Source organism: Plantibacter sp. M259 (assembly GCF_006065115.1).
GTDB lineage: Bacteria > Actinomycetota > Actinomycetes > Actinomycetales > Microbacteriaceae > Plantibacter > Plantibacter auratus.
Genome location: NZ_CP040750.1, coordinates 3,706,992 through 3,720,848 on the forward strand (window position 1 = coordinate 3,706,992; position 13,857 = coordinate 3,720,848).

Annotated in this window: 17 protein-coding genes, 2 tRNA genes and 1 riboswitch; of the genes, 14 read left to right on the top strand and 5 right to left on the bottom strand. The window is 68.9% G+C overall.

Annotated elements, in window-relative coordinates; genetic code table 11:
* The first annotated feature begins 55 nt into the window (after positions 1–55).
* Entirely contained in the window at positions 56–652 is a 597-nt protein-coding gene (locus tag FGL15_RS17325; RefSeq protein WP_138946851.1) for a hypothetical protein, read from the top strand.
* Here the strand turns inward: FGL15_RS17325 and FGL15_RS17330 are convergent.
* Complete coding sequence (locus FGL15_RS17330) at positions 623–1,948, bottom strand: acyltransferase (protein ID WP_138946852.1); 1,326 nt, start codon at positions 1,946–1,948, stop codon at positions 623–625. The genes FGL15_RS17325 and FGL15_RS17330 overlap by 30 nt on opposite strands.
* A gap of 82 nt (positions 1,949–2,030) precedes the next feature.
* Here FGL15_RS17330 and dinB point away from each other — a divergent pair, with 82 nt between their 5' ends.
* The 6 genes from dinB (at position 2,031) to FGL15_RS17360 (ending at position 7,343) form a co-directional block, all read left to right on the top strand.
* Positions 2,031–3,329 carry a DNA polymerase IV gene (gene dinB / locus FGL15_RS17335; RefSeq protein WP_138946853.1) on the top strand — a complete coding sequence of 433 codons (1,299 nt, stop codon included), beginning with the start codon at positions 2,031–2,033 and terminating at the stop codon, positions 3,327–3,329.
* A gap of 9 nt (positions 3,330–3,338) precedes the next feature.
* Complete coding sequence (locus FGL15_RS17340) at positions 3,339–3,668, top strand: hypothetical protein (protein WP_079705686.1); 330 nt, start codon at positions 3,339–3,341, stop codon at positions 3,666–3,668.
* A 50-nt stretch (positions 3,669–3,718) separates the two neighbouring features.
* Positions 3,719–3,827, top strand: a riboswitch (TPP riboswitch).
* 36 nt (positions 3,828–3,863) lie between these two features.
* Entirely contained in the window at positions 3,864–4,493 is a 630-nt protein-coding gene (locus FGL15_RS21110; RefSeq protein ID WP_138946854.1) for an ECF transporter S component, read from the top strand.
* A gap of 2 nt (positions 4,494–4,495) precedes the next feature.
* Positions 4,496–5,977 carry an ABC transporter ATP-binding protein gene (locus FGL15_RS17350; protein ID WP_305037119.1) on the top strand — a complete coding sequence of 494 codons (1,482 nt, stop codon included), beginning with the start codon at positions 4,496–4,498 and terminating at the stop codon, positions 5,975–5,977.
* Positions 5,974–6,774, top strand: coding sequence for an energy-coupling factor transporter transmembrane protein EcfT (locus FGL15_RS17355; RefSeq protein WP_138946856.1), 801 nt, complete (start codon positions 5,974–5,976; stop codon positions 6,772–6,774). The genes FGL15_RS17350 and FGL15_RS17355 overlap by 4 nt, the downstream gene beginning before the upstream one ends.
* The gene (locus FGL15_RS17360; RefSeq protein ID WP_138946857.1) at positions 6,771–7,343 is read left to right on the top strand and encodes a hypothetical protein; all 573 of its coding nucleotides are present in this window, start codon (positions 6,771–6,773) and stop codon (positions 7,341–7,343) included. Before FGL15_RS17355 ends, FGL15_RS17360 begins: the two co-directional genes overlap by 4 nt.
* 157 nt (positions 7,344–7,500) lie before the next feature.
* Here FGL15_RS17360 and FGL15_RS17365 read toward each other — a convergent pair.
* Together FGL15_RS17365 and FGL15_RS17370 are read right to left on the bottom strand one after the other, a co-directional pair.
* Positions 7,501–7,573: transfer RNA gene (locus tag FGL15_RS17365), tRNA-Arg, on the bottom strand.
* Positions 7,574–7,603: 30 nt separating this feature from the next.
* The gene (locus FGL15_RS17370) at positions 7,604–7,828 is read right to left on the bottom strand and encodes an SCO4848 family membrane protein (RefSeq protein WP_064295131.1); all 225 of its coding nucleotides are present in this window, start codon (positions 7,826–7,828) and stop codon (positions 7,604–7,606) included.
* 52 nt (positions 7,829–7,880) lie between these two features.
* On the opposite strand from FGL15_RS17370, the gene orn reads away from it, so the two are divergent.
* From orn to nadE, 4 genes are all read left to right on the top strand, one after another.
* A complete protein-coding gene (gene orn, locus FGL15_RS17375) occupies positions 7,881–8,501 on the top strand; it encodes an oligoribonuclease (protein WP_064295132.1) in 621 nt (206 codons plus the stop codon).
* Positions 8,502–8,551: 50 nt separating this feature from the next.
* Positions 8,552–8,627 (top strand) — tRNA-His (locus FGL15_RS17380).
* Positions 8,628–8,682: 55 nt separating this feature from the next.
* Complete coding sequence (locus FGL15_RS17385) at positions 8,683–9,033, top strand: metallopeptidase family protein (RefSeq protein ID WP_079705689.1); 351 nt, start codon at positions 8,683–8,685, stop codon at positions 9,031–9,033.
* A gap of 91 nt (positions 9,034–9,124) precedes the next feature.
* Positions 9,125–9,946, top strand: a complete 822-nt coding sequence (gene nadE / locus FGL15_RS17390; protein ID WP_085510661.1) for an ammonia-dependent NAD(+) synthetase — start codon at positions 9,125–9,127, stop codon at positions 9,944–9,946.
* A 69-nt stretch (positions 9,947–10,015) separates the two neighbouring features.
* On the opposite strand, the gene FGL15_RS17395 is transcribed toward nadE, so the two are convergent.
* Together FGL15_RS17395 and FGL15_RS17400 are read right to left on the bottom strand one after the other, a co-directional pair.
* Positions 10,016–10,678 carry a hypothetical protein gene (locus tag FGL15_RS17395; RefSeq protein WP_138946858.1) on the bottom strand — a complete coding sequence of 221 codons (663 nt, stop codon included), beginning with the start codon at positions 10,676–10,678 and terminating at the stop codon, positions 10,016–10,018.
* 132 nt (positions 10,679–10,810) lie between these two features.
* Entirely contained in the window at positions 10,811–11,011 is a 201-nt protein-coding gene (locus FGL15_RS17400; RefSeq protein WP_064295136.1) for a hypothetical protein, read from the bottom strand.
* Between the two features lie 282 nt (positions 11,012–11,293).
* On the opposite strand from FGL15_RS17400, the gene FGL15_RS17405 reads away from it, so the two are divergent.
* From FGL15_RS17405 to FGL15_RS17415, 3 genes are all read left to right on the top strand, one after another.
* Entirely contained in the window at positions 11,294–11,746 is a 453-nt protein-coding gene (locus FGL15_RS17405) for a single-stranded DNA-binding protein (RefSeq protein ID WP_138946859.1), read from the top strand.
* A gap of 22 nt (positions 11,747–11,768) precedes the next feature.
* Positions 11,769–12,293: a hypothetical protein gene (locus tag FGL15_RS17410; RefSeq protein WP_240773596.1), complete on the top strand. Its 525-nt coding sequence runs from the start codon at positions 11,769–11,771 to the stop codon at positions 12,291–12,293.
* Positions 12,294–12,398: 105 nt separating this feature from the next.
* Positions 12,399–13,844 carry an amino acid permease gene (locus tag FGL15_RS17415; protein ID WP_138946860.1) on the top strand — a complete coding sequence of 482 codons (1,446 nt, stop codon included), beginning with the start codon at positions 12,399–12,401 and terminating at the stop codon, positions 13,842–13,844.
* The last annotated feature ends 13 nt before the right edge of the window (positions 13,845–13,857 follow it).

Genomic DNA, 13,857 nt, shown 5'->3' on the forward strand with positions numbered 1-13,857 from the left:
TCGTCGGCCAGGGGAAGCCCTGGTGCCGACTGCTGGCCCGGCATACACTTCCGCCATGCTGGTCGAAGGCACCATGCGGTGGCAGGTCACGGAAGACGCTCCGATGGCCCTCATGCTGGCGCTCGCGTTCCGCGACATGGCAGGGCTCGGGGACCGATGCGTCGCGCAGCTTCCCGCAGTCACACCGGGGCTGGAGCGGATCGATGTCGCCGGCCTCGACCTCGACGCGCTCGCGGTCCAGTTCGACGGCTGGTGGACCGGGATCGCTCGTCGCGACACGCGCCTCTTCATGGCCGAGGTCCGTCCACCACACTTCGAGGTGTTCGATCGAGCCCTCGACCTGCAGGAGCTCGCCTACCGGGCGTACGACGAGGCGCACCAATGGGCGTCGGCTCGTATCCGTGAGTACGAACGCGCGCTCGCAGGTCGATCGCCGAGCCGTCTCACCGACGTCTACGAACTCATCCGCGAGCGTCAGTTCGAGTTGCGCCGGCAATCCAGCTCGTTCCGGTTGGACCTCGAGGTGCTCCCGATCTGCCGACCGGGGGCCTGGGTGGTCGCGCCCGACACGATCGTGGTCAGCGAGTCGCTCCGAGACGACCGGGAGGCCTTCCGCGAGTGGCTACGACCGCTGGTCCACGGCCTGGTCTGATCCGCTCGCGACGCGCTCGACCGGCCGACGGGTCGGGTTCAGGAGCACGACCGCGATGATCGAGCCGACAGCGCCGGCAGCCGCCATCGCGGCGGTGAGCGGGTGGGAGATCTCCGCGAAGGGCATGATGAAGGCGCTCGTGAGCGCGATCCACACGGCGACGTATGCCGGCTTGCGCTCCGGGTCGAGGCGCAGCTTGCGAGGGTGCTCGACGCGGCCGAGGAGTGTGCCGACGCCCGCGAGCAGGACCGCGACGACGAGCAGTACGACCGGTCGGGTCCACCACCATGCCGCGCTCAGCGGTTCCGCGAAGGGGATGCCGAGGGCGAGCTGAAGACCGGCGACCGCGATGATCAGGGGGAGATGCCAGAGGTACACCGTCATCAGCCGGGACCCGATGAGGAAGACGACCGCTCGCGCGGCGCGGGTCCGCATGATGGCGGTGAGCAGCGGGTGCACCAGGGCGAGCAGGGCGAGCTGCCCGACGCCGAGGACGACGAGGGGGAGGGTCGGAGGGTTGAGGTTGCCGAGCATGCTGGTCGAGTACGGCAGCCAGGTCGTGATCGGCACGAGCGCACCGTAGGAGACGAGCACCACGGCCACGAGGACGAGGCGCGGAACGGAGCGGAGACGTCCGTCGGCCAGGAAGAACCCGAACTGCTGCAGCAGCGGCCAGACGAACACCAGGTTGACGAGACCGATGCCCAGGAGACCGGTCGAGTACCGGACGACGTCGACGAGGATCACGCCGGCCAGCAGTGCCGCACAGGTCAGGAAGGGGTGGCGGTCGTGGCAGGTGGCGAGGAACGGCGCGACCGCCTGGCACAGCAGGTAGGCGGCCAGGAACCAGAGCGGGGACCCGACGCCTGCGGCGACGGCCTCGATGATGGCGGGGTCGACACCGAGCGCCCCGGCGAGCCACAGTCCGACGGCGAGGAAGAGCAGGACCGGGATCGTCGGCAGAGCGAGTCGGAACACCCGGGACCGGAGGAAGTCGCTGGTCCCGCCACCACGTCGGACGGTGCTGCGCCAGCCGGTGATCGTCGCGAAGCCGCCCACGATGAAGAACAGCGGCATGATCTGGCCGAACCAGGTACCCGTGTCGAACCACGGCTGCTGCTCCAACGCTCGGGAGATGCCGATCGTGCCGTCCGGCTCGACCGCCACCGCGACCATCAGGAGGTGGACGATGACGACCGTCACGACGCACGCGACGCGCACGAGGTCGAGGGCGAGGTCCCGCCCGGAGAGGTCTGGGACCGCCGGGGCCGACCCGGTGCGCGTTCGCGTACTCATCGCCGGACAGCCTAGCGTCGCCGGGCCCTCCCGCCTCGGCCCCTGTGGAGAGCGTGTCGGAGGCGACTGCGACAATGGATGCATGAGTCGGCAGGATGGAGCGTCTCGTCGCGTCTCGGCGCACGATGCCGACGACAGCGGTACCCCCATCCTCCACGTCGACATGGACGCGTTCTTCGTCTCGGTCGAGCTCTTGGAACGGCCCGAGCTGCGCGGTCTGCCGATCATCGTGGGAAACAAGGAGGGGCGGTCGGTCGTCACCTCCGCCAGTTACGAGGCTCGCCGGTACGGCGTGCGCGCGGCGATGCCGGTGTCCCAGGCGATGCGCCTCTGTCCGAGCGCCGTCGTGCTGCCGCCCCACCACGGCAGGTACCGCGAGTACTCCGACCGGGTGATGGAGGTCTTCGAGTCGGTGACGCCGCTCGTCGAGCCGCTGAGCATCGACGAGGCGTTCCTCGACGTGTCCGGCGCGGTCCGGTTGCTCGGGAGCCCGCGGACGATCGCCGCGCTCGTGAAGCAGCGGGTCCTCGACGCGACCGGCCTGCCGTGCTCGGTCGGCCTGGCGTCGACGAAGTACGTCGCGAAGCTCGCCTCCGGCCTGTCGAAGCCCGACGGTCTGCTGGTCGTACCAGCCGACGAGACCCTGGCGTTCCTCCATCCGTTGCCGGTCGGTGCGCTGTGGGGCGTCGGTGGTCGGACGGAGGAGCAGCTGACGAACCGGGGCATCCGGACCATCGGTCAGCTCGCCTCCACCCCGCTGTCGATGCTCCAGCGCGCGGTCGGTGAGGCCTCTGGTCGCCGACTCCTCGAGCTCGCGAACGGGATCGATCCGCGCGGCATCGAGCTGGCACGACGCGAGAAGAGCGTCAGCCACGAGGTGACCTTCCCGACGGACGTCTCGGACCCGACCATCCTCAAGCGCGAGCTGCTGAATCTCGCCGGCCTCGTCGCGATCCGGCTCCGGAAGGGCGGCTACGCCGGACGGACGATCAGCATCCGCGTCCGCTATGCGGACTTCAGCGTCGTCACCCGGTCGCGCACCATCGGCGAGGCCACGAACGTCGGGCGTCGGGTCTACGACGAGGCGGCGTCGCTGTTCGACGACCTCGATCGCGGCGGACGCCTCGTGCGCCTCGTCGGGGTGAAGGTCGACCAGCTCGTCCCCGCCGATGAGGCCGGTGCCGGGCTCTGGGACCCGGACGAGGAGTGGCGTGAAGCCGAGCAGACGATCGACCGGGTCGCGAGCCGGTTCGGCGATCTCGCGATCGCTCCCGCCTCCCTCCTCGGCAAGCCGAGGCGTCGCGGACTCGGCAGTCGCGGAGACTCGCAGGGTGCTGGGAGCACGGATCAACCCCTTGGACCGGCGGATACCGAGCGGTAGCCTCGCGGTATGACGAATCTCGTGGAGAAGCTGGCAGAACAGGCGAAGGGGCTCGGCGTGTCCGCAGCCTACGGGGAGCAGCAGGACGTCGACGGCACGAAGCTCGTGCCCGTCGCGCTGACGTACTACGGCTTCGGCGGCGGCTCCGAGGGCGACGGCGACGACGCCCCGAGCGGCGGTGGCGGCGGTGGCGTCTCGATCCCGGTCGGTGCCTACATCAAGACCGACGAGGGTCTCCGTTTCGACCCGAACCTCATCTCGCTCATCGCCGTCGCGATCCCGTTCATCTGGGTGAGCGGCAAGGCTCTGGCCGGCCTCATCAAGGCCCTCAAGAAGTAGCCCTCTCCGTCGAACCCCTGTCGTGCGACTGCGCACGGCAGGGGTTAGACTCGTGCCACCACGGGAGTCCGGTGAACCGGGCTGAGAGGAAGGTATTCGCCTTCGACCGTCGAACCTGATCTGGATCATGCCAGCGCAGGGAGACCATTTCTCGCTATCCCGTGCTCTTTTCCGTCTACAGGAAGGGCACGTATCGTGTCAGCATCGACCAAGATCTCACCCTCTGAACGCGCTGCGTCGCGGACCTTGCGCTGGAGGGTCGTCGACATCGTCGTGGTCGCCGTGCTCGGCGTCGCGACCGGCCTCATCTTCTGGGCGTGGAACACGCTCGGATCACTCTGGTACGCGGGTGCCAGCGCCGTCACGCCCGGTTTCGGCGGGATCGCCGTCGGGATCTGGCTTCTCGGCGGGGTGCTCGGCGGACTCATCATCCGGAAGCCCGGCGCAGCACTGCTCGTCGAGACCATCGGTGCGATCGTCTCCGCCCTCATCGGCAACGCATGGGGCGTCACGACGGTGTACTCCGGCCTCGCTCAGGGCCTGGGGGCCGAGCTGATGTTCGCGGCGCTCGCGTACAAGCGCTTCGGCCTCGTTCCGGCGATCCTCGCCGGGGCCGGCGCCGGGGCCGGCGCGTGGCTCCTCGAGCTCGTGATGTCGGGCAACCTCGAGAAGGGTGTCGAGTTCAACGCGATCTACCTCGGTTCGCTGCTCGTCTCGGGCGCGATCCTCGCCGGTGTCGTCGGCTGGGCACTCGTCAGGGCACTCGCGTCGACCGGAGCGCTCAGTCGGTTCGCGTCGGGGCGGGACGCTCGGCGCGAGGTCTGATCGTGCCGGGAGCGGCTGCGACCGGTCCGGCGCGCATCGTCGCGCGGGACTGGGGGTGGCGTCATGCCGGTCGGAAGGCCTGGGCGGTGCGCGACCTCGACCTCGTGATCGAACCGGGCGAACGGGTCCTCCTCCTGGGGGCGTCCGGCGCCGGCAAGTCGACGCTGATCCACGCACTGGCCGGCGTCCTCGGCGGTGCGGACGAGGGGGAGTCCCACGGCTCGCTCCTCGTGGACGGCGTTCCGCCTGAACGAGCGAGGGGTCGCATCGGGCTCGTCCTGCAGGATCCCGACTCGCAGGTGATCCTGTCCAAGGTCGGCGACGACGTCGCCTTCGGCTGCGAGAACCTCGGCGTCGAGCGCGAGGAGATCTGGCGCCGCGTGGACGCCTCGCTGGAGGCCGTCGGACTGGACCTGCCACTGGACCACTCGACCTCGGCGCTGTCCGGTGGTCAGAAACAGCGGCTGGCCCTCGCCGGCGTACTCGCCATGCACCCCTCGCTCCTCCTGCTCGACGAACCGACCGCGAACCTCGACCCGGCCGGGGTGGCCGAGGTGCGGGACGCCGTCGCTCGGTTGGTCGATGACGGTTCGTCCACCCTGGTCGTCATCGAACACCGCGTCGACATCTGGCGCGAGCTGATGACCAGGGTCGTCGTGCTCGACGCCGACGGCGGTGTCCTCGCCGACGGGCCACCCGACCTCGTCCTCGACGACGTCGGGCAGCGCCTGGCCGATGCGGGCGTCTGGGTGCCGGGCATCCCGCTGGGGTTGGCCCCTCGCCCGGTGTCCGGCCCATCAGCGGCGGTCCTCACGACCGACGACCTGGCGGTCGGTCGGACGCGCGCCCAGCCGGTGCAGGAGCACCTGCGCCTCGCGGTGCCCGAGGGCGCGGCGACCGTCATCGTCGGCCCCAACGGCGCGGGGAAGTCCACGCTCGCGCTCACGCTGGCGGGACTGCTGTCGGAGATCACGGGGACGGTGACCGCCGCTCCGCAGCTCGCCGGCAGGCTGGGGCCTCGGCCGATCCGCTGGAAGTCCACCGAGTTGCTCACGCGCATCGGGACGGTCTTCCAAGATCCCGAGCACCAGTTCGTCTCGTCGACCGTGCGGAACGAGCTCGGCGTCGGCCTGCAGGCGCTCCGCTGGTCCCGGACCGCCATCGACGAGCGGGTCTCCGAGATCCTCGAGGCGCTCGGTCTCGGTCGTCTCGCCGAGGCGAACCCGTTCAGTCTGTCTGGCGGTCAGAAGCGCCGGTTGTCGGTCGCCACCGTCCTCGCCGCCCGACCGGCGGTCATGGTCCTCGACGAACCGACGTTCGGGCAGGATCGACGCACGTGGTTGTCGCTCGTCCGCCTGCTGCAGCACGAGCTCGAGCGCGGCGCGACGATCGTCTCCGTCACGCATGACGCGGGGGTCGTCGAACATCTGGGCGACCATCGCATCCTCCTCGAACCGCTGGAACTCGGGAGGCGGGCCGCATGACGAGCCTCACGGCAGCGGAGCGCTCGACGGTGCTGCACCGTCGACCGCCGCTCGACCGCGTGAACCCGGTGACGAAGGTGCTGGCCGTCCTCATCCTGTCCGTCCCGTTGCTGCTGACGATCGACTGGGTGAGCGCGAGCACGGCGGTGTTGCTCGAGGTGATGCTGTTCCCGCTCTCCGGCCTGCGGTTCACGGCGTTGCTGAAGCGGGCCCTGCCGGTGCTCGTCTTCGCGCCCATCGGCGGGATTAGCATGCTGTTGTACGCGAAGCCGGGAGGGACGGAGTACCTGTCGCTCGGGTTCGTCCGGGTGACGGACAACTCGATCGAGCTGGCGGTTGCCGTGACGATCCGCGTGTTGGCGCTCGGTCTCCCGACGATCCTGCTCTTCGCGCGGGTCGATCCGACCGATCTGGCCGACGGCTTGTCCCAGATCGCGAAGCTGCCGTCGCGGTTCGTGCTCGGGATCCTCGCTGGAGCGCGGATGCTCGGACTCTTCATCGACGACTGGCGCAGTCTCGCGCTCGCCCGTCGTGCCCGTGGGCTGGGGGACCGGGGAGTGGTCCGGCGGTTCGCATCCATGGCGTTCGTACTGCTGGTGTTCGCCATCCGCCGCGGGAGCAAACTCGCGACGGCGATGGAGGCGCGGGGGTTCGGGGCACCGATCGAACGCACCTGGGCCAGACCGTCCCGCCTGGGCCGGGCCGACCTCATTGCCGTCCTGGTGACGATCGTGATCATGGCCCTCGCGCTGTCCACGGCGGTCCTCGCCGGTACGTTCCGGGTCGTGGGCCAGTGAGCGCGGTTCCGCCGGTCCTGCTCATCGACGGACGGTCGGGCACGGGGAAGACGACGCTCGCCTCCTCGGTGGCGTCCGCGTTGACGGCCAGCACGGTCGTCCACATGGACGACTTGTATCCGGGGTGGGAGGGGCTCGACGAGGGTGCTCGACTCCTCGTCGAGTGGATACTGAAGCCGTTCGCCGAGCGGCGCGCGGGGGAGTGGCGGCGCTGGGACTGGGAACGGTCCGCCCGTGCGGAGGCACACCTCGTGCCGAGCGACCGTCCACTCATCGTCGAGGGTTGCGGGTCATCGTCGCGGTCGTCGCGGGTGTGCGCCGACACGGTGCTGTGGCTCGACGCGCCGGTGGTGCAGCGCACCGACCGCCTCATCGGGCGCGGTGACGGTGTCGACTGGCTCGCGGGATGGACCCTCCAGGAGGACACGTTCATCGAGCGGGAGCGGCCCGACCTCGACGCCGGTCTCCGAATCGAGGCGACCGGCGCGCCGGACCAGGTCGCCACGCTCGTCCTCGAAGTCCTGCGGCGCGACCACACCGAACGCTGGAGCCCCTGGCTCCGTTCCTGAGACCGACCGTGATCTCGGTCCCCGAGCTTGTCGAAGGGTCAGGGTCCTGTTATCGGTCCCTGAGCTTGTCGAAGGGTCAGGGTCCTGTTATCGGTCCCTGAGCTTGTCGAAGGGTCAGGGCTGAGGTTCGGTCCCTGAGCTTGTCGAAGGGTGGGTGTGCCCCCGGCAGGATTCGAACCTGCGACCAAGAGATTAGAAGGCTCCTGCTCTATCCCCTGAGCTACGGAGGCGGGCGTCGTCCAGGATACCGCAGCGGTGTCTCAGGCGCCGACGCCGAGGAGGCCGAGGACTCCGAAGACGAGCGACAGGGCTGCGAGGACGAGGGCGATGCTGATGAGGATGACGTGGACGCGCAGGAACGTCGTCGCACGTCCCTGATCGTCGCGGGCACGCGGGTCGGCGACGATCCGCTTGAGGAAGCGGGGCCAGACGACGACGTTGTAGACACCGTTGACGAGCAGCAGGACGGAGATGGCGATGATCACCGCTCGAGTCTACGGAACCGGCGGCGTCGGTCGTGCTGAGTAGACTCGACCCATGAGCACAGCTGGGGACCGTCTGGTCTGGATCGACTGCGAGATGACCGGACTCGAGCTGGAGGTCGACGAACTCGTCGAGATCGCCGTCGTGATCACCGACTTCGAACTGAACATCCTCGACCCGGGTTACTCCGTCGTGATCAAGCCCGACCAGTCGGCACTCGACAACATGGGTGAGTTCGTGACGAACATGCACCGCACCTCGGGGCTGCTTGAGGAGATCCCGAACGGCGTGAGCGTCGCGGACGCCGAGTTCCAGGTGATCGAGTACATCCAGCGCTTCGTGCCCGACGAGTCGAAGGCGCCGCTGGCCGGGAACACCATCGGGACCGACCGAGGATTCCTCGCGCGGTACATGCCGCGGCTCGACGCCCACCTGCACTACCGCAACGTCGACGTCTCCTCCATTAAGGAACTGGCCCGTCGGTGGTACCCACGGGTCTACTTCAATGCCCCGTCGAAGCACGGCGGACACCGCGCACTGGCGGACATCCTCGAGTCGATCCGTGAGCTCGCTTACTACCGCGGAGCGTTGTTCGTCGACCTCCCCGGCCCGTCGTCCGACGACGCGAAGCAGGTTTCGGAAGCGGTCGTGTCACGGTACGCCCCAAACATGTAATAGACTCGTCCAGTCGCTTGTGACGCGGTCTCCGCGGAGCAGGTCGCATGGTGGGTATAGCTCAGTTGGCAGAGCGCCTGGTTGTGGTCCAGGAGGTCGCGGGTTCAAGCCCCGTTACTCACCCCATGTCGTACAGAAGCCGGAGGATCCCTCCGGCTTCTGTCGTATCCGGGGAGCGGGCATGTTGGAGCTGGACACCGAGGCGTTCGAAGCCCTCGTGGTGGACGAACTCGACCGCTTGCCCGACGAGATGGTCGACGGTCTCGACAACCTCGTCTTCGTCGTCGAGGACCGCCCTGAGAACGGCACGCTCGACACGCTCGGGCTGTACGACGGCGTCGCCCTGACGGAGCGCGACCGCTACGGCTTCGGCGAGATGCCCGACCGGATCATCGTCTACCGCGAGCCGCATCTGGCGGCGTGCGAGACCCTCGACGAGCTCGCCGACGAGATCCACACCACCCTGGTCCACGAGATCGCGCACTTCTACGGCATCGACGACGAGCGGCTGCACGAGCTCGGCTGGGCCTGAGACCCGCCTGGCCTACCGAGCCGTGTTTCCGGTGTGTTGCAAGTGCCTCGGAGTTCCGGGTGCGCCTCCGGTGAGCGAGTAGCCTGGGGACATGCGCGAGATCCAGGCCCGCATTATTGCGGAACTCCATGTCAGCCCCACGATCGACCCGGCGGCCGAGGTCCGTTCCCGGATCGACTTCCTGAAGTCGTACCTGCGGGCGACGCACACGAAGGGGTTCGTGCTCGGGATCAGCGGGGGACAGGACTCGTCGCTCGCCGGACGCCTGTGCCAGCTCGCAGCGGAAGAGGTCCGAGCCGAGGGTGGCGAGGCCCGGTTCGTCGCCGTCCGTCTGCCGTACGCCGTGCAGCACGACGAGGACGACGCCCAGCTGGCGCTGTCGTTCATCCGCCCGGACGACTCCGTCGTGTTCAACATCCAGCGTGCGGTCGACGGGTTCGAAGCCGAGTACGCGGATGCGACCGGTGAACCCCTCAGCGACTTCGTCAAGGGCAACGCGAAGGCGCGGGCACGGATGGTCGCGCAATACGCGATCGCCGGACAGCAGGGGCTCCTGGTGGTCGGGACGGACCACGCGGCCGAGGCGGTCACCGGGTTCTTCACGAAGTTCGGCGACGGCGGGGCCGACGTGCTCCCGCTCAGCGGCCTGACGAAGCGTCAAGGGCGGGCGCTTCTGGAGTCGCTCGACGCTCCGGAACGCCTGTACCTGAAGGCCCCGACCGCCGATCTCCTCGACGGGACCCCCGGCCAGACCGATGAGGAGAACCTCGGGCTCAGCTACCAGCAGATCGACGACTTCCTCGAGGGGAGCGAGATCGATCCGGTGGCGGCCGAAGCGATCGAGGCCCGGTACGCGGCGACGGAGCACAAGCGACAGGTCCCGGTGAGCAAGTTCGACACCTGGTGGCGCTGACCACGAACCCCTGATACGCAGACGGCGGCCCGATCGGATGATCGGGCCGCCGTCTGTCGGTCTCGGTGGTCAGCTGACGCTGGACTGCTTGCGTTCGGCTTCCAGGACCGCAACGTCGTCGATGATGCGCTGCGTCGTGCTGGTGTTGATCGTGCCACCCGTCGAACGGGTGATGTCACCGGGCCGTGAAGCGGGCGCGGTGGACGCGGGCTTCACCTCGGCGTATTGCTCGTGGTGCTGCTTGGCGACCCAGGACTCCTGCTCCGCGACGAGCGCCTGTTCCGATCCGCTGGACTCGGCGCGCCAGCGACGGAGGTCGCCGTCGAAGTCCTTCCGGGCCCGTACCGGCTTCTTCGACCACTCGACGAGGCGGTCGCGGAAGTCCTCGACCACCGGGTCCAACTCGTACCCGAACGTCGCGGAGTTGCGCTTCATCTCGTGGAGCTGGTGATTCGCCCAGTCCGCGGCGACGGCCGCACCCTTGATCGGGCTGAGTCGCACGAGGGTGTCGGCCTGGGCGACGGCCCGATCGCTGAGCACCTGCTCCTGCGGGGTGAGCGAGTTCCAGACGCTGGCCTCGGTGGCGGCGTCGACGAGCGCCAGGATCGCGACGTTCTTCTGCTCTCGGTCGCGTTGGTCCACGATGGCTCGCAGCGCGCGACGGCTTGCGCCGGCGGCGACGAGGGAGGACACCACGACGGCCACGATGAAGAGGGCCGCAGCGAACAGCATGGGGCGGACCTCAGCTGAGGTCACCCACTCTACGAAGTCATTCCACCACTGCATGGGCCGCAGACTACCCCTCGTTCGGGCGTGAACACGGGCGACGCACCGGGTTCGATGGAACGGCGGGAGGGTCGTCGCTCAGTTGCGGAAGGCGTCGATGGCGACCGCGAGATCGCTGAAGCTGCCCAGTGGGGCGTACCCGAGGACCGCCGGTCGGAACCGGTTGGCCCGGTACTCCGGGACGCCGTCCGCTCCGACGGCCTCGATGTTGCCGAGCACGCGGCCGTCGGGGGTCGTCACGCGCCAGTAGCCGGGACGGATGCTCAGGGCGTTGGGCATGGGACTCCTCGTGCGCTGGTGGGGCGATGCCGGACCGGGACTGCCGGCTGGTACTCGTCAGCGTATGCGGGGCCACCGACATCAGCCCTGGTCAGAGTGGAGCGAGGGTCCTCCACAGCGAGGTGCGCGGTTGTGGACATCGACGAGGGCCGCCCGGCTCGACACAGGGCCTCCGGGATCGGTGAGGCTGGCAGCGCGTCCGGGGTGGCGATCGGCACGGACCCGCCCCGGACGCTTCCGCGATCCACCGCCAGGATCGTCGGACCGACAGGAGAGGAACCCATGAACGACCAGATCACCGTCTGCGGACACGTCGCGACAGACCCCAAGCACCATCGCACGACGTCCGGGCTGGACATCACCAGTTTCCGCCTGGCGTCGCAGCAACGTCGGTACGACCAGAAACAGGGTTCCTGGGTCGCGCAGGAGACCAACTGGTACACGGTGAGCGCCTTCCGTGGACTGGCGACCGCCTCCGCCACATCACTCGTCAAAGGACAGCGCGTCATCGTGCTCGGTCGGTTGCGGATCCGCGACTGGGAGCAGGGTGAGCGACGAGGGACGTCGGTCGACATCGAGGCCGATCACATCGGGCCCGACATCGGCTGGCAGCCGAAGGGGTCCGGTGAGTCGCCGGTCGGAGCGGCGGCGTCCCCGACATCCGCCGCATCCGAGTCGACCGGAACCGGAACCGGGGAGTGGGCGCCGGGGCCGCCGCAGGACACGCCGTTCTGACGCGCCGCGTAGACTGCTCGACGTGCAGAAGAGCCTCCGCGATCGCCCCGTCTCAGCCGTGACCTCGATCCGTCGTCGCTCGTCGATCGCCGGCGTCCGGGTCGGCGTGGTGCTCGGCCTGCTCGGCATCGCCGTGACCGGCTGCACCCAGCCCGCTCCCGAGCCGACGGCCACACCAAGTCAGACGCCGACCGCCACTGAGACGGCTCCAGCGGCGCCGGTGCTGCTCCCCGAGGGCACCGCCACCGACAACCTGCCGTTCTTCGACGCCGTGAACGCCGCCACGCTTGCCGCGAATCCCGCCGCTGGCGGCCAGGCGATCATCGATGGTCTCGTCGCCGCCGGCTTCCCGAAGGCGGAGATGGAAGTCTCCTCGGACACGACGAGCATCGGCGAGCCGGCCGACTCGATCCAGTTCGCCATCCGGTGGCAAGGGCAGTGCATCCTCGGGCAGAACGGGCCGGCGACGGGGTACCACTCGTCGGTGGTGTCGCAGCTCGACACCGGGCGATGCCTCATCGGAGTCACCCGCGCGATCGACTGGTAGAGCCGCCGATCACTCCCGGGGTGGTGCAAGCCGTGGGCATGCCATAACCTGACATTTCAGATATCGCCACCTCCTGGGTGGCTCGATCCGGAATCGAGGGCCTGCATGACCGCCAACCCATCACCTGGCGGGGAACCTGCCACCGAGGCCGTCTTCCTGGCCGACAAACGTCTGGCCGTGGCGCCGACGGCGTTGGCGCACACACTCGAGCCTCGTCACCTGGCGCTGATCGCCCTCGGTGGCATGATCGGCGCCGGGCTCCTCGTGGCGTCGAGCACGGCGATCCTCGCAGCGGGGCCCGGCGTGATCCTCGCGTACGCCCTGGCCGGCGTGGTCGTGGTGCTCGTCATGCGCATGCTGGGGGAGATGGCCTCCGCGTCGCCCGAGACCGGTTCGTTCTCCGCCTACGCCTCGCGATTCATCGGCCCCTGGGCCGGTCTCGCGATCGGGTGGCTCTACTGGTGGTTCTGGGTCGTGGTCGTCGGCATCGAGGCGACGGCAGCAGCGCAGATCGTCAGCCAGTGGGTGCCCGGTCTCCCGCAGTGGATCCCTGCGCTCGTGATCACCGTCGCCTTCCTCGCCGCCAACCTCGTCTCGGTGAAGTCGTTCGGTGAATTCGAGTTCTGGTTCTCATCGATCAAGATCATGGCGGTCGTCCTGTTCATCGCGCTCGGATCGCTCATCATCGTCGGCGTCATCCCGACCGAGACGGCGACCGTCGCCAACCTCGCCCCGACCGACGGGGGCTTCCTGCCGTTCGGCATCGGCGGCGTCCTGGCGGCGCTGCTGCCGATCATCTTCTCGATGTTCGGCGCCGAGGTCGCCACGATCGCGGCAGGAGAATCGGTGGACCCGAAGGGTGCCGTCCGGCGAGCGGTGAACTCGGTCGTCTGGCGGATCCTGCTGTTCTACATCGGCTCGATCCTGGTCGTCCTCATCGTGGTGCCGTGGACGGAGATCACACCGGGGATCAGTCCCTTCGTCACCATGCTGCACGCCGCCGGGATCCCCGGTGCCGGGGTGGCGATGGACATCATCGTCTTCACAGCCCTGCTGTCGACGCTCAACGCCTCCCTGTACACGGCGTCGCGCATGCTGTTCTCCCTCGGCGGCCGCGGGGAGGCGCCGCGAGCGGTGCGCGCGACGACGCGACGCGGCACGCCGGCGGTCGCGATCCTGTGCTCGGCCGTCATCGGGCTCGTGTGCGTCCTGTTGAACTACCTCGCACCGGACGAGGTCTTCACGTTCCTCGTCAACTCCACCGGCGCGATCGCGATCTTCGTGTGGATCGTGATCGCCGTGGCCCAGCTGCGCAGCCGACGGTTCGACCAGGTCTCCGCGTCTGAGCGTGGCGACCGCATCGGCGGGATCCGCATGTGGGGACACCCGTGGCTCACGGTCGTGGTCGTCGTCGCGCTCGTCGCGCTGCTGGTGTCGATGTTCTTCGGCGGACCCGCCCGGCTCCTCGAGGTCACGACGAGTTGCGCGATCGCGGCGGCGGCCGTCATCGCGGGCGTCCTCGTGCAGCGCAAACGGAGGGTCCGCCCGTAGACTGGACGGCGAC

Bases quoted from the DNA above. Each gene is read 5' to 3' on its own strand.
- nadE (WP_085510661.1), top strand. From the start codon at position 9,125: ATGCGCGAGATCCAGGCCCGCATTATTGCGGAACTCCATGTCAGCCCC.
- FGL15_RS17325 (WP_138946851.1), top strand. From the start codon at position 56: ATGCTGGTCGAAGGCACCATGCGGTGGCAGGTCACGGAAGACGCTCCG.
- FGL15_RS17395 (WP_138946858.1), bottom strand. From the start codon at position 10,678: ATGCTGTTCGCTGCGGCCCTCTTCATCGTGGCCGTCGTGGTGTCCTCC.
- FGL15_RS17330 (WP_138946852.1), bottom strand. From the start codon at position 1,948: ATGAGTACGCGAACGCGCACCGGGTCGGCCCCGGCGGTCCCAGACCTC.
- FGL15_RS17400 (WP_064295136.1), bottom strand. From the start codon at position 11,011: ATGCCCAACGCCCTGAGCATCCGTCCCGGCTACTGGCGCGTGACGACC.
- FGL15_RS17385 (WP_079705689.1), top strand. From the start codon at position 8,683: ATGTTGGAGCTGGACACCGAGGCGTTCGAAGCCCTCGTGGTGGACGAA.
- FGL15_RS17340 (WP_079705686.1), top strand. From the start codon at position 3,339: ATGACGAATCTCGTGGAGAAGCTGGCAGAACAGGCGAAGGGGCTCGGC.
- FGL15_RS17405 (WP_138946859.1), top strand. From the start codon at position 11,294: ATGAACGACCAGATCACCGTCTGCGGACACGTCGCGACAGACCCCAAG.
- orn (WP_064295132.1), top strand. From the start codon at position 7,881: ATGAGCACAGCTGGGGACCGTCTGGTCTGGATCGACTGCGAGATGACC.
- dinB (WP_138946853.1), top strand. From the start codon at position 2,031: ATGAGTCGGCAGGATGGAGCGTCTCGTCGCGTCTCGGCGCACGATGCC.
- FGL15_RS17415 (WP_138946860.1), top strand. From the start codon at position 12,399: ATGACCGCCAACCCATCACCTGGCGGGGAACCTGCCACCGAGGCCGTC.
- FGL15_RS17355 (WP_138946856.1), top strand. From the start codon at position 5,974: ATGACGAGCCTCACGGCAGCGGAGCGCTCGACGGTGCTGCACCGTCGA.